Genomic DNA, 14,108 nt, shown 5'->3' with positions numbered 1-14,108 from the left:
TCGTGACGCGCAGGCAACTCACCGACGAGCAGTGGAAGTTGATCGAGCCGTTCCTGCCGATAGGCGAGTACGGCCCGTACCCCGGGCGGCTGCGGGAGCAGTTCGAGGGGGTGATCTGGCGGTTCAGGACCGGCGCGCAGTGGCGGGAGATGCCGGGCGAGTTCGGGCCCTGGCCGACCGTCTACGGGCGCTTCCGGGTCTGGCGCAACGCGGGCGTCTTCACCGTCCTGCTGGAGGGCCTGATCGCCGAGGCCGCCCGCCGGGGCAAGACAGACTTGTCCCTGGTCAGCGTGGATTCCACGACCGTCCGCGCGCACCACGACGCCGCCGGGATGCTCGTCGGCCAGGACGTCATGGAGGCGCTGGAGGAGGCCGCCGCCGAGCAGGAACAGGCCCGGCAAAAGGGGGAGCCGAGGCGGAACAGAACGGACGGGACGGCGGAAAAGAGCCCGAGCGGACCGAACGCCGGCGCGTCCGCCGCCGACGCAGGCTCCGCCTGAGGGAAGCCCTGCTCGGCCGGTCCCGCGGCGGGCTGACCAGCAAGATTCACCTCGCTGCCGACCGCAGGCGCCGACCGCTGTCGTTCGTCCTGACCGCCGGGCAGGCCGCGGACAGCCCGCAGTTCATCCCCGTGCTGCAGAAGATCCGGGTCCGCCTGCCGGTCGGACGGCCCCGCACCCGGCCCGGCGCGGTCGCCGCGGACAAGGCGTACTCGTCCCGCGCCAACCGCGCCCACCTGCGCAAACGCCGTATCAAGGCGGTCATCCCGGAGAAGAGGGACCAGGCCGCCCACCGCAAGAAGAGGGGCAGCCGGGGCGGGCGTCCCGTCGCTTTCGACGCCGGTCTTTACCGTGACCGCAACGCTGTCGAGCGCCTGATCAATCGGCTGAAGGACTGGCGTGGCATCGCCACCCGCTTCGACAAGACACCCGAGAGCTACCTCGCCGGTCTCGAGCTCCGTGCCTCGATGATCTGGCTCGAGGACCTCCTGCGAGCAGCCGATTGATCACGACATCACACAGGCCCTAGGCGGTGGAGGCGATGCTGCCCCGTGTCGACCTGCCGGAAGCGCTGCTGGAGGTGTTCTCCTGGACCAGTGCCGACCAGGCATTCACCTCGGTCACCGGCGGCGAAGCCCGGCTGAAGGACCTGCACGTGACGATCACCGCGCTCTTGGTCGCGCACAGCTGCAACGTCGGCTACACCCCCGTCATCGGAGCCGCGGACGCGCTGAAGTACGGGCGGCTGTCCCATGTCGACCAGACGTATCTGCGGCTGACGACGTACCGGGCCGCGAACGCCACGCTGATCGACTACCAGGCAGCCATCCCGCTCGCGCAGGCGTGGGGCGGCGGCCTGGTCGCCTCCGTGGACGGCATGCGGTTCGTCGCCCCCGTGCCGTCGGTGTACGCGCGGCCGAACCCGAAGTACTTCGGGCGCCGGGGCGGGGCGACCTGGCTGAACATGATCAACGACCAGGCCGCGGGGCTGGGCGGAAAGGTGGTGGCCGGCACCCCGCGCGACTCGCTGTACGTGCTGGACGTCCTCTACGACCGCGACGGCGGCAAGCGCCCCGAGATGATCGTCACCGACAGCGCGAGCTATTTAGTTACCTGGACACCTCAGCCTCCGTTGGGGGTTGGGGGCGGCCGTCGAGGCCGTCGGGTGCGATGGCTGCGGAGGTGTCCGTGCGAGTTCAGCAGCGGTGTCTGGAAGACGGCTCGACCATTGTCGAGCTGCTCGACGAGGACGGAGTACCGGTCGAGGTCGTTGCGGGGTTCCTGCGGTTCCTCGGCGCCCGGGACTGTTCGCCCAACACGCTCGTCTCGTACGCCTACGACCTCCGGCACCTGTGGAGGTTCTTCGAGAGCCGGGAGCTGAGCTGGGAGCGCTTCGGTCCGCCGGACGCGATCGCGCTGCTGGAGTACCTGCGGTCAGTGCCGTCCCGCCGTCCACGCCGCCGGATGACGCTGTCGGTGGTGACGATGGATGCCGACGGCCCGGCGACCAAGCTCGCGGCGAGCACGGTGAACCGGATCCTGGCCGCGGTGTCCTCGTTCTACGAGTACGCGATCCTGGCCGGGCTGCTGGAGCGGGCCAACCCGATCGAGAAACGCCCGGACCCCGCGTTGCAGCGCGTCTCCGACCGGCACCGCCCGTTCATGGGCCGAGCCAGCCGACAGCGTCCCGTCCGCCGGGCGGTACGCGTGAAGACCGTTCAGCGGGTGCCCCGCCCCCTGGACGACGAGCAGATCCAGTTGCTGCTCGCGCAGCTTCGAGGATTGCGCGACCGGGCGATCGTGCTGCTGATGCTCCACGGCGGGCTGCGGCCCGGCGAGGTCCTCGGCCTGCACCTCGACGACCTGGCCTACGGGCGGCGGCGCGTGGTGGTCCGGCATCGTGACGACCATCCCAAGGGCGCCCGGTCGAAGTCCCGCCAGGAGCGGGTCGTGGACCTGCACGAGGCGGAAACCCTGGCCACCGTCAGTGCCTACGTGATGAACGAACGGCCGCAGGACGCCGACAGCCGACTGGTGTTCCTGATCGGCGGCCGCGGCACCCGACGTCTGGAGCCGCTCGGCTACGACGGGCTGGTGCGGATGTTCTCCCGGGCCTGCGCCCGGGCCGGCATCCGCGAGCCCTGGGTGACCCCGCATGCCCTGCGCCACACTCACGCGACCCGCATGTGGGAGGGCGGGATGCGGGAGCTGACGCTGCAGAAGCGACTCGGTCACGCATCGCCGGAATCGACACGTCTCTACACCCGGGTCTCCGACCCTGCCGTCGTCGCCGACTACCACCAGGCCCTGGACGCCCTGGGCAAGCCGCGCAAGGCCACCTCATGAGGGGCGGCCCGACCTCCACCGCGGCCATGGCCGCCACCCCGGACCCGGTCCGCCGACAGCGTCCCCGGCACTGCCCCGACCGTGAGTACGTGAGCTTCGTCCGTGGCCAGGACGGCTTCAACCACCACTATCTCAACGCCAAGTTGCGCTACTACCGGGCCTTTCGCGAACGGTGGCCGGACCTGGCCGCGTGGTTCGCCGGGCCGCTGGTCGAGCGGGTGGGCCGGCTGCCCGGCGAGTCCTTCCACCGTCCCTCCTTCCCCGCCTCGCACAAGGCCCGGCCCTACCTGACCTATCTCGGCCTGCGCGGATACGCGACGTTCGACTACCGGTGGATGTTCGCCGTCGGCCAGCTGCGCGTCCACGACCAGGCCGCGCTCGCCGGGATCGACCTGGGCACCGCGGCGCTGGTCGAGGAGGCGATCGCGCTCGGCTACAGCGGCCCGGCGGCGAGGCAGGCGATGCATTGGTCGGTGGCCCGGATCGTGCTCCGCAACGGCCTGGCCGGCGTCGCCGATATCACCGGCGCGCATGTCGCCGAGGTCCTGGAAGCGATCCGTCTCTTCCCCCAGGACCCGGAGTTCGCGGCCTTCTACCCATCGGCCGAACAGTTCTACGTGGGGCCGGCGAAGTGCTGGATCACGCACCTACACCAGCTGGAGGTGGTGCTCTTCCACCGCGGCCAGGTCGCCGCTCAGCCGCGCAAGCTGATGCCGTCGTGGAAGGCGTCCCTGGCACTGCCGCCCCGGATGCTGGCCGTCGCGGAGAAGTGGCTCGCGGCCCGCAGGCTGACCGACGCGCCCTCGACGGTGGACAAGCTGGAACTCGCGGTGCGGGCCTTCGGACAGTGGCTCGGCGAGCACCACCCCGGCATCATCACCTTCGCCGACGTCACCCGCGAGCACTGCCTGGACTGGATCGGCCACATCGCCGAGGCGCCGACGCAGACGACGGGCAAACCGCTGGGGGTCATGTCGCGGATTCAGCGGATCTCCGGGCTGTCGCAGTTCTTCCGGGACACCGCGCTCTGGCAGTACGACGACGTGCCCGGCCACATGCTCATCGGTGCCGGCGATGCACCGAAGTACCCGCAGAAGGTGCCGCGGTTCATCCCCGAGCAGGACCTCGACCGGCTGATGCCCGCCATCGACGCGATCGCCTGCCCGTTCCAGCGGGCCGCCCTGCTGGTCGCCCGCTGGTCCGGAGCCCGCCGCACCGAGATCCAGCGCCTTCCGATCGACTGCCTGGACCGCTATCCCGACGGCACCCCGCGACTCCGCCTGTCCGGCCGCAAGACCTACAAGGAGCGCGTCGTCCCCCTGCACGAAGACGCCGCCGAGGCCCTGCAGAGGGTCATCGACCTGCGCAGACACGCACCGGAGCGGCCGTTCACCGACGAGCGCACCGGCGAGGAGATCCGCTACCTATTCATGAGTCACGGCAAGCTGCTGTCGACCTACTACCTGTTCGAGACCCCGATCCAGGACGCCTGCAAGGCCGTTGGCCTGGTCCGCCCCGGCGGCCGCGACGGCACCGGCCGGGGCACCGTCTCGGCCCACCGCTTCCGTCACACCGTCGGCACCCAGCTCGCCGAACGCGGCGCGAAGCTCCACACCATCATGAAGGTCCTCGGACACACCTCCGTGAGCATGGCCCTCGTCTACGCGCAGATCAGCGATCAGGAAGTCCTGCGCGACTACCAGGCCGTGCTCGGCCCCGGCGCCACCATCGCTGGCCCGGCCGCCGACGAACTGCGCAACGGCACGCTGCCGGACGCGTCGGTCGACTGGCTCAAGACCAACTTCTTCAAGACCGAGCTCGAACTCGGCCGCTGTCTCCGGCTCCCCGCCGAAGGCCCCTGCGAATGCGACCTCTACCTGACCTGCGCGAAGTTCGTCACCACACCCGAATACGCACCACGACTGCGAGCACGGCGCGAGGTCGAGCTGACCCTCGCCCGCGACGCGGCCGAACACGGCTGGGACCGCGAGGTCGAACGCCACCGCTGCACCAGCGAACGCATCGAAAGACTCCTGGCCGACCTCGGCCAACCGGTCAACGAACCGCACGACACACCAGAGACATGATCAACTTGAACTGTCCACATAAACAGCGACATTGTCTTCGGGCTGCTCACGCTCGCGGGGTTCGCGTACGCTCCGCAGCTCGCTGAACTGCCGGATCAGAAGATGTGGCGCATCGACCGCGCAGCCGACTACGGCGCCTTCCAGGACGCGGCCCGCGGCCGGGTCGACCTCGCCAGGATCGAACGCCACTGGGAGGACATCCTGCGGATCATCGGCTCCATCCACACCGGCGCCGTGCGCGCCTACGACGTGATCCGGATGCTGTCCCGCGACGGCCGCCCCACCCCGCTCGGCGACGCCATCGCCCACTACGGGCGGATCTCCAAGTCCCTCCACATCCTGCGCCTGGCCGACGAGCCCGGCTACCGGCGGCAGATCAAGAGCCAGGCCAACCTCCAGGAGGGCCGTCACTCCCTCGCCCGGAAGATCTTCCACGGCCGATCCGGGCAGCTCTACCAGCGCTACCAGGACGGCATGGAAGACCAGATCGGCGCCCTGGGCCTGGTCCTCAACGCCCTCGTGCTGTTCAACACGCGATACATGGACGCCGCGGTGAACGAGCTGCGGGCGGACGGCTTCGACGTCCGTGACGAGGACGTGGCCCGCCTCTCGCCGTTCGTGCGGCACCACATCAACATGCTCGGCCGGTACTCCTTCCAGCTTCCCGACCTGCCCGGCGGCCTGCGTCCGCTTGGCGATCCGGACGCCACCGACGAGGAATGACCCAGGGTCCCTGGCCCGCACCAACGGATGGGAGGACCCTGGAGATATGGCCAGGAGGTACGTCCGGCGGTGCGGCCAGTGCGGCATGGAGCTGCCCAAAGGCAGCGGGCGGTCGCGCCGGTACTGCGACTCGGCCTGCCGTACAAGGGCCTGGCGGGTGACGCGGGCCCGCTGGGCGGCGATCGACGCCAGCAGTGAGGCGATGCGGACTTCCTCGGATGACGCCTCGACAGCGTGAGCGTTGCTGTTTAGGATCATGCGCACGCATCGCGTGTCGGTCACCGGCTGGGTGAGGCATGGAGGTGCCGTGAGGTGCCTTGCGGAGGCATTCCACACATGTCAGTTGAGTTGAATCACACCATCATCCATGCCCGGGACAACCGGGAGTCGGCCGAGTTCCTGGCGCACATCCTGGGGCTTGAGGTCGGGACCGAGTGGGGCCCGTTCATTCCCGTGGCCACCGGCAACGGGGTCACCCTGGACTTCGCCGCCATCCCGGCGGAGTCGATCGTCATGCAGCACTACGCGTTCCTCGTTTCCGACGAGGAGTTCGACGAGGCCTTCGCGCGAATCCAGCAGGCCGGGATCACGTACTACGCCGATCCGCATCTGAAGCAGCCTGGAGAGATCAACCACCACCACGGTGGGCGCGGCCTGTACTTCATGGATCCGGCCGGGCACGGCATGGAGATCATCACACGGCCCTATGGCAGCCACCAGGAGCAGCCGACGGCATCCTGAGGCAGTGGCAGGCCAGGGCACTCCCTGGCCTGCACTCCGTGGCGGGGTTCAACTGCCGTGCGAGCGCCTCTTCCAGGTCACCGACCCCAACGGGCGTGATCGTCCAGTTCGTCGAGTGAGTCACTCCGTCCGCCCCCCGAGAACGCCTGAGGTCCCGCCGCGTCAGGCCACATCCGAGCCATGCCCCGGCAACGCCCGGCCCCCGACCGCGTGCGACATCAGTATCCCGCAACCCCCGCAAAGGACCCCGGCCTTGTCACCTGACCCGACCACCGTTCACCCGCTGCCCGCCCACGACCGCGTGGTGTTCCTCAACCCGCTGGTCACCTCACCGAACATCGCCGTGGGCGAGTACACCTACTACGACGACCCGGACGGCGCCACGGACTTCGAGCACCGCAACGTCCTCTACGCCTACGGGCCGGAGCGTCTCATCATCGGCAAGTACTGCGCGATCGCCTCGGGGACCACATTCCTGATGGCCGGTGCCGAGCATCCGGCGATGGGGGTGTCCACGTACCCGTTCACCATGTTCGGCGGCCGGTGGGCCGAGCAGACTCTGGACATCGTCACCGCCATGCCCAGCCGCGGCGACACGGTCGTCGGCAACGACGTCTGGTTCGGCTACCGGGCAACCGTCATGCCCGGCGTACGGATCGGCGACGGCGCCATCATCGCGGCCGGCGCCATGGTCACCGCCGACGTGCCGCCCTACACGATCGTCGGCGGCAACCCGGCCAGACCGATCCGGCAACGGTTCGACGACGCCGGCATCGAGCGGCTGCAGCGCGCCGCGTGGTGGGACTGGCCCGCCGACCTCGTCACCGAACACGCCCGCACCATCATGGCCGGAACCCCGGCCGACATCGAACGCATCGCCACCGAGCACGGATTGGGGAAGCCCCTTTGAGCCATTCGCCCCAGGTATCCATCGAAGAGCACGCGGTGGCCGACAGTACGGCCGGACCCTACGCCCTCACCACGGGACCGGACGGCGCGCTGTGGTTCACCCTCGTCCACAGTGGCCGGATCGGTCGGCTCGTCCCCGGCGAGAAGCCGACGAGCCACCGGCTCGACCCCGACTGCGGGCCAACCGTCATCACCCCCGGCCCCGACGGCGCCCTGTGGTTCACCCAGTACCGGGCGGACCGGATCGGGCGGATCACCACCGACGGTGTCATCGACGAATTCGGCATTCCCACCCCCGGCTGCGGGCCGTTCGGCATCGCGGCGGGACCCGACGGTGCGCTGTGGTTCACCGAGACCGCCGCCAACCGCATCGGCCGTATCACCGTCACCGGCCACATCACCGAGTTCCGGCTGCCCGTCACCGGCGCGTTTCCCTCAGCGATCACCGCCGGTGACGACGGCGGGATGTGGTTCGCCCTCAACCAGGCCAACGCCATCGGGCGGATCGACATGGACGGTGCGGTCACCCTCCATCCCCTGCCGACGGAGGCGGCAGCGCCGGTCGGGATCGCCGCAGGCCGCGACGGAGCGCTGTGGTTCGTCGAGATCGCCGCCGGGCAGATCGGACGGATCACTCCCGACGGGCAGATCACCGAGTTCCCGTTGCCCGACCGCACCGCCCGACCGCACGCCGTCACCGTCGACGGCGACGGCACCGCATGGTTCACCGAATGGGGTGGCAACCGCGTCGGCACGATCACCCCCGACGGTTCCCTCGCCGTCCACGACCTGCCCACCCCTCACTCCGAACCACACGGCATCACCCCCGGCCCCGACGGAGCCCTGTGGACCGCACTGGAGATCGGCGCACTCGCCCGCATCGCCCCAGCGGACAGCACCACCTGACCAGGCTGCCCACTCACTCCCTGGCTTTGTTCAGTCCTCTCGATCGAGGTCACAACCACTCCGCCCCAAGACGAAACCCAACGTCACCACCAACGACACTGGGCCGAACGGGTGCGAGGGATGCTCAACGCTCCGAGGTCATCCCGTGGCGGGTTTCTGGTGCATCTGGGTCACGCCCCAGCAGGGCTCAGCGGCGCGCGTCGCCAGGCGCGAGCAGGCTCGTCAGCTCCGAGATCGCCTCAGGGGACGGCTTGAAGTAGCGGCGGACGTTCTCCGGCTTCTTGTGCCGGGACTTCGCCATCAGCATCAGCAGGGAGGCGCCCTGCTTGCCGAGGTGGGTCAGGGCGGAATGGCGGTACTCGTGCAGGTCCCAGCCGGTGCCCGGCCCGCGTACGGCGGTGTGCTCGTCCAGCAGCGCGCGGGCCTGGCCGTAGGAGAGGCGTGCCAGGCCGGTGTCCGGGAACACGTCGCGCGGGCTGACGACCTTCCCCGGGCCGGGGCGGCGGTGGGTGACGAACACCGGGCCCCGGGTACGGCCTTTGAGCAGGCGGGGCAGGAGCCGGGCGGTGCCGGCGTCCCAGTAGACGGTCTCCAGGACGAAGTCCTCGCGGGCCTGGCCCCGGCGGCGGGCCTTGCTCCGGGCGCCCTTGGCCTTGACCGGGCAGCGGCGCGCGGCGAGGTCCAGGTCCTCGATGTTCACGCCGAGGATCTCCTCCGCGCGGGCGGCGGTCTCGTAGAGCATCCGCCACAGCGTCTTCTCGCGCAGGTGGACCTCGTGCCGGGCGATGAGCCGGTCCACGGCCATCTTCGAGCGGGCCGGGGTCTCGGAGTCCGGCACCGCCAGCCGCTTCGTCCAGGCCGGGACGGACGGACCGTCGTAGCCGTACTCCTCGCACCAGCCCAGCCACGACAGCACCGCCGCCCGGCGCGCGTTCCAGGTGTTGACCGCCGCGGTGCCCCAGAGCAGTTCCAGGGCCTCGCCGATCTCGTCGTCCGCGACCGAGCCCAGCGGGCGGGCCTCGCCGATGCGCTCGGCGGTCTTGCCGACGCCGGTCGAGTAGCTGCGGACCGTGTTCGGGTTGCGAAGCGAGTCGAGGAAGGCGTCGGCCGCCGCGCGGACGGTCAGCGCCTTGCCGGTCGGCAGTTGCACGACGGTGGGCACCGCTTCCTGTGCCGCTCGAAAAGTCATCGCCGCAGGCGGCAGCGATGATGTTGCGCTGACTGGAAGCATGTCCGGGTGCTCGTGTCCCTGGTGGACAAGATGATCCGGAAGATGCCCTTTGTCCCGTCGGTGCTGCCGCGCCGCGACACCTCCAAGGATGCCGGGCTGCTCGTGCTGCGGAACGCGAACGCCGTGCTGCGCCGGCAGGTGGAGGGCCCGGTCCGCTATGAGCCGACCGACCGGTTCCGGTGCGCGGCGCTGTCCGCGCTGCTGCTCCGGCAGCCTGGCCACACGGTCTTCCCGGTCGCCCCCGGCACGCTCCTGGCCCGGCACCGCCGGTGCAGCGCCGCCCAGGGGGACTGCACCGGACGCCCACCCACCCCAGCGGCAGTCAGGACGCTCGTTCTGCGGCCGGCCCGGGACGATCCGCGGTGGGCACGGGCGCATCCCAGGGGAGGTGGCCCGGCCCGGGCAGCGGATCGCCGCCCCGGCGGTCTGGGAGATCCTCAAGGCCGCGGGCACCGGCCCGGCCCGCGCCGCTTTGGCCCGGCCCGGCGCGGATTCCTGGCCGCCCGGGCCGGGGGCATTTTCGCGGCCGACTTCCTCCACCCCGGCACCGCGCTCGGTACGAGGCCGTCGCGCCGGCGTTCGGCGAGTACGGCACCAGGCGCCTGCGCAGCATCGAAAGTCGCCGCCCGCCCGGCAGGGGGCCGGGCCACCGGCGCGCAACCTCGCCGCCGACCCGGGCAGGCGCCGGGAGTCTTTGCGGTTTCTGGTGCGTGACCGCGACGGCAGGTACGGCGGAGCGTGCGACGCGGTCTTCGAGGCCGAGAAACTGGACGGCATCCAGAGCGCGCCACGGGCTCTTCGGATAAACGCCCACGGCGAGAGGATCATCGGCGGCATCCGGCGCGCGGCCCTCGACCAGGTCCTGATCGTGAACGGGGCCCACGCCCGCCAGGTCCGGGCCGCCCACCGGTGGCACTCCACCGCGCACCGCCCTCACCAGGCCCGACAGCGACCACGGCCCGACGCCGAGGAACGGCCCGCCGCCACGGTGCACGTCCTCGACGCCCGCCGGGTGCTGCGGACCCGGCTCCTTGGCGGCGTGCTCGGCGAGTACCGCGACACCGCTTGACCGGCGATGGTGACTTCTCGAGCGGCACAGGCTGCCGGAGGGCTTCGCAGAAGGCCCGGGTGGTCTCGGGCGCGTCGGCGACCGCGGTTGCGGAGCGGATGGTCGTGGCGTCGACGCACATCGTGTCCATCAGGTCCACCCCGGCCGCCGGCTCGTCAATGCCCGGTCCTGCCTGCCCGGTGCTTGTGCTCAGCCCAGCGTCCCCCTTGACCCGGCAGGGCCCGATTACCTCACCGGCGAACGCGCGGAAATCTATGGCGGCTGCAGTAGACATTGGGTGGTGGTGTGGTTATGGTTTCTCTCGTAGTCGAGATCAACAGGGCCCGGCAGAGACGAACTGCCGGGCAGCGGTACCCGCAGTTGCAGGATGCAGGACGGTGCGGTGGTGGAGTTCCGAAGCCAGAGCGGTTGCAGGACGGCGACGGGACTGACGACCGGACCGGGTGGCCCGCAGTGATCAGGGGCCGCCGTGAGCAGTACCCCGCAGTGAAGTCAGTGAGCAGTACCTCGGTGAAGGCGTCGGCTGCGGACGCGCGCACCGGGAGGTTCGGCAGTGGGGTTCCAAGCCGGAGCAGACGCAGGACGGGCGACGGGGCCGGCTGCCGAAGAGTGGTGCCGTCACAGGCCACCAGCAGTACGCAGGAGAGCAGTACCAGCAGTAGGTAAGTGATTGATCACCGAGGGAAGAACGGAGGAGCCGAGCGCCATCAGGATCGCCCGGGCGGACGTCTGAGCCCGGGTACCGCAGGACATCGATAGTGAGGTGGTCTCCGGTCAAGCAACCGCGATCCCCGCACCCCCGGCAGCATCTCGGTCGGGTCTGCGGACACAGGAGGCCGGCGCAGGATCAGGGCCGGCAGATGGTGTAGCAAGTTCCTTCGGGGCCCTGGTGCCAATGGCACCAGGGCCCCTCCCCGCGTTTTACCGAGAGGTGCAAGTGACCGCAGACGACTCCTTCGGCCGTCTAGATGACGACGACTACCCCGCCTACACCATGGGCCGGGCCGCCGAGATGCTCGGCACCACCCCGGGCTTCCTGCGCGCCCTCGGCGAAGCCCGCCTGATCACCCCGCTGCGCTCCGAGGGCGGCCACCGCCGCTACTCCCGCTACCAGCTGCGCATCGCCGCCCGCGCCCGGGAACTCGTCGACCAGGGCACCGCCATCGAGGCCGCCTGCCGGATCGTCATCCTCGAAGACCAGCTCGAGGAAGCCCAGCGCCTCAACGCCGCATACCGCCGCGCCGCCGAAGCGGCGAACCCGACCACCGCGGCCTGAAACGGCGGAGACCCGTAACCCCCAGGAGCTTCGCGGCTGCCGCCGGGAAGGGGCCGTCGACGGTTCGGGCGCCGGCCCCGGCTGGGGCGACCTGTGCCACCACGGCCTGGCCGTGGAGGACTTCATCGCGGGCCTTTGGGCGAGTGCGGTCACGGTGGGCCTGTCGCTGTGCGTCGACACGCCGGACGGAGGCTGGTGGGATGAGACTCGGTTCCGACCGGCGTTATCACCTGATCCGGCGTTGTCACGTTGTTGGGTGCATGACTGCCTGATGGTGCGTCGGGGCGTGGTGGGCTCGCGGCCCGGGCCTGTGTTCAGGCCGTGGTGGGCCGGCCGGCGGCGCCGGTGACCTGCTCCCAGATGGCGAAGCGGAGGGTCATCTCGGCTCGGTAGTCGGGTGCGGTCATCAGGTGGCGGCGGGGTCGGAAGTGGGGTGAGATGCCGCTGAACGCGGACAGAAACCGCTGCGCCCCGCCGGCCGAGCGGAAGCCCTTCATCGCGCGCTCCCGCTGCCGGGTGGGCTGGTGGCTGTTCTCGGCCCGGTTGTTGAGGTACTTCGACTGCCGGTGCTCGACGGAGGGCATGACCTCGCGGTGGGCCGCTCGGTAGGAGCGGAGCTTGTCGGTGACGATCACCCGCGGCACCGAGCAGGTTCTCTTGAGCAGCGTACGGAAGAAGCGCCGGGCCGCAGCGGTGTCCCGGCGGTTCTGGACGAGGATGTCCAGGACGGTGCCGTCGGCGTCGACGGCCCGCCACAGGTACTTCTGCTCTCCGCCGATCTTGATGAAGACCTCGTCCAGGTGCCACTTATCGCAGGGCCGGGGCCGCCGTCGACGCAGGCCGTGGGCGTAGACCTGCCCGAACTTCGCGCACCAGCGGCGGATCGTCTCGTGGGAGACGAGCACGCCGCGCTCGGGCATCAGTTCCTCGACCTCGCGGAACGACAGCGGGAAGCGGTGGTACAGCCGCACGCAGTGGGAGATGATCTCCACCGGGTACCGGTGGCCCTGGTACGACGGCGGCGCGGACGACACGAGCGAACCTCTCCCCGGCACGATCAACTCCAAGATCATCCCAGGCCGGTCAGCCAACGTGACAACGCCCTTCCAGGAGTTCGCGTTCGCGCTCGATACTCAGGCCGGCCCGGCGGGGCCGGTCCAGACCCTGCTCCCGTTCCCAGCGCAGGGTCTCCTCCAGCAGCTCCGCCCGAGGCCGGTGCCGCAGGCCGGCCGCGCCCGCCGCAGCGCCGTTGCGGGCGCCGAAGCCGGCCCAGTCCGGGTCGGCCACCCACAGCGCGAGCGACTCCGGGCCCATGGCCTGGACCACCTTCTGCCCGAGCAGCCAGTCGTCGTCCGCCTCCACCACCGGCCCGGTGTGCCCGCCGATCTCCCGCGACAGCGCGACCCACTCCCCGAAGGGCACGATCGGGCCGACCGCGTTGTACGTTCCGGTCGTCCCCTTCTCCGCACAGTCGAGCAGCCATGCCGCGAGGTCTCGCGCGTCCACCACCTGCGTCGGGATGCCCAAAGAAGCCGGCACCAGCAGCGGGGCCAGCGGCTCGCGGGCCGCGCGGCCGACCCAGTACCCGGAGCGGCCGCTGTGGTCACCGGGGCCGCCGATCAGTCCCGCCCGCGCGATGAGGAGCCGGTCTCCCACTGCGGCCGCCGCGGCCTCCTCGCAGGCCACCTTGGCCTCCCCGAACTCCTCGTGGCCGACCTCGTCCCGCTCGGTCGCCGGGAGCAGTTCCGCCGACTCGTCCGCGTCCGGCTGCGCATGCGAGGCATACGCGCTGACCGACGACACGTACGACCAGTGACCCGCCCGCTCGCCGAGCGCCGCCAGCGCCCCGCGGACGAAGCCTGGCTGCCACGACACCTCGACCACGGCGTCCCAATCCCGGCCCGCCAGGCTTTCGTACGCCGACGGGTCACGCCTGTCCGCGGCGACCAACACCGCGCCCTCGGCCGCCTCGCCACTCTCCCCGCGGGCCAGGCAGGTCACTCGATGCCCACGTTCCAGTGCCTGCCGCGAGACCTCGCGGCCCACCCACGCTGTTCCGCCCAATACCAAGATCTTCATCAGCTCACTCAACCCGGACTGTGAGCCTGCGCGTTCCTGCTTCGCCGAGGGCGTAGCGGTCCTCAACGGGCCACCGGGGCGCCTTCCCAGCCGTTTACAACGGTCGGACGCTGTGGCCAACTGCCCAGTGCGTCCATCCGCGCGCCTAGGTTCGCTGAGACGGAAGGCCAAACGACTGGGTTCGATGAGGAAACGCCTCGATTGGATGAGAGGGCGGTACGTGAGTCAATGTCCGTATTGC

At 70.4% G+C, this 14,108-nt stretch carries 10 protein-coding genes and 3 pseudogenes; 10 read left to right on the top strand and 3 right to left on the bottom strand.

Annotated features, from left to right (window positions below):
* The first annotated feature begins 2 nt into the window (after positions 1-2).
* The 8 genes and pseudogenes from AC6F7H_RS33175 to AC6F7H_RS33140 all read left to right on the top strand — a co-directional run bounded on the left by AC6F7H_RS33175 (position 3) and on the right by AC6F7H_RS33140 (position 8,212).
* Positions 3-1,006, top strand: a pseudogene (locus AC6F7H_RS33175) (IS5 family transposase).
* Positions 1,007-1,029: 23 nt separating this feature from the next.
* Positions 1,030-1,605, top strand: a pseudogene (locus AC6F7H_RS33170) (Tn3 family transposase); the annotation flags it as partial.
* Between the two features lie 83 nt (positions 1,606-1,688).
* Entirely contained in the window at positions 1,689-2,846 is a 1,158-nt protein-coding gene (locus AC6F7H_RS33165; protein WP_500758289.1) for a tyrosine-type recombinase/integrase, read from the top strand.
* 89 nt (positions 2,847-2,935) lie between these two features.
* Positions 2,936-4,933, top strand: a complete 1,998-nt coding sequence (locus tag AC6F7H_RS33160) for a tyrosine-type recombinase/integrase (protein WP_500758290.1) — start codon at positions 2,936-2,938, stop codon at positions 4,931-4,933.
* 24 nt (positions 4,934-4,957) lie between these two features.
* Positions 4,958-5,656, top strand: a pseudogene (locus tag AC6F7H_RS33155) (Tn3 family transposase); the annotation flags it as partial.
* Between the two features lie 336 nt (positions 5,657-5,992).
* Positions 5,993-6,397, top strand: coding sequence for a VOC family protein (locus AC6F7H_RS33150; RefSeq protein WP_500762292.1), 405 nt, complete (start codon positions 5,993-5,995; stop codon positions 6,395-6,397).
* 253 nt (positions 6,398-6,650) lie between these two features.
* The gene (locus AC6F7H_RS33145) at positions 6,651-7,307 is read left to right on the top strand and encodes a CatB-related O-acetyltransferase (RefSeq protein ID WP_202282908.1); all 657 of its coding nucleotides are present in this window, start codon (positions 6,651-6,653) and stop codon (positions 7,305-7,307) included.
* A complete protein-coding gene (locus tag AC6F7H_RS33140; RefSeq protein ID WP_500762290.1) occupies positions 7,304-8,212 on the top strand; it encodes a Vgb family protein in 909 nt (302 codons plus the stop codon). The genes AC6F7H_RS33145 and AC6F7H_RS33140 overlap by 4 nt, the downstream gene beginning before the upstream one ends.
* Positions 8,213-8,399: 187 nt before the next feature.
* Here the strand turns inward: AC6F7H_RS33140 and AC6F7H_RS33135 are convergent, their stop codons facing one another.
* Positions 8,400-9,374 carry a tyrosine-type recombinase/integrase gene (locus AC6F7H_RS33135; RefSeq protein WP_500762555.1) on the bottom strand — a complete coding sequence of 325 codons (975 nt, stop codon included), beginning with the start codon at positions 9,372-9,374 and terminating at the stop codon, positions 8,400-8,402.
* A gap of 775 nt (positions 9,375-10,149) precedes the next feature.
* On the opposite strand from AC6F7H_RS33135, the gene AC6F7H_RS33130 reads away from it, so the two are divergent.
* Both AC6F7H_RS33130 and AC6F7H_RS33125 read left to right on the top strand, forming a co-directional pair.
* On the top strand, positions 10,150-10,512 hold the full coding sequence (locus AC6F7H_RS33130; RefSeq protein ID WP_500762288.1) for an integrase core domain-containing protein: 363 nt from the start codon (positions 10,150-10,152) through the stop codon (positions 10,510-10,512).
* A gap of 937 nt (positions 10,513-11,449) precedes the next feature.
* Complete coding sequence (locus tag AC6F7H_RS33125; RefSeq protein WP_500762285.1) at positions 11,450-11,788, top strand: MerR family transcriptional regulator; 339 nt, start codon at positions 11,450-11,452, stop codon at positions 11,786-11,788.
* Between the two features lie 314 nt (positions 11,789-12,102).
* Here AC6F7H_RS33125 and AC6F7H_RS33120 read toward each other — a convergent pair whose 3' ends face one another.
* Positions 12,103-12,861, bottom strand: a complete 759-nt coding sequence (locus AC6F7H_RS33120; RefSeq protein ID WP_500762282.1) for an IS6 family transposase — start codon at positions 12,859-12,861, stop codon at positions 12,103-12,105.
* 10 nt (positions 12,862-12,871) lie between these two features.
* Positions 12,872-13,867 (bottom strand): NAD-dependent epimerase/dehydratase family protein, encoded by a 996-nt coding sequence (locus AC6F7H_RS33115; protein WP_500762280.1) that lies wholly within the window; start codon positions 13,865-13,867, stop codon positions 12,872-12,874.
* Positions 13,868-14,108 lie beyond the last annotated feature (241 nt).

This window comes from Streptomyces sp. MMS24-W38 (assembly GCF_059889265.1).
Note: the sequence above shows the minus strand (reverse complement) of the source record. Positions and strands in the feature narration are given on the sequence as shown.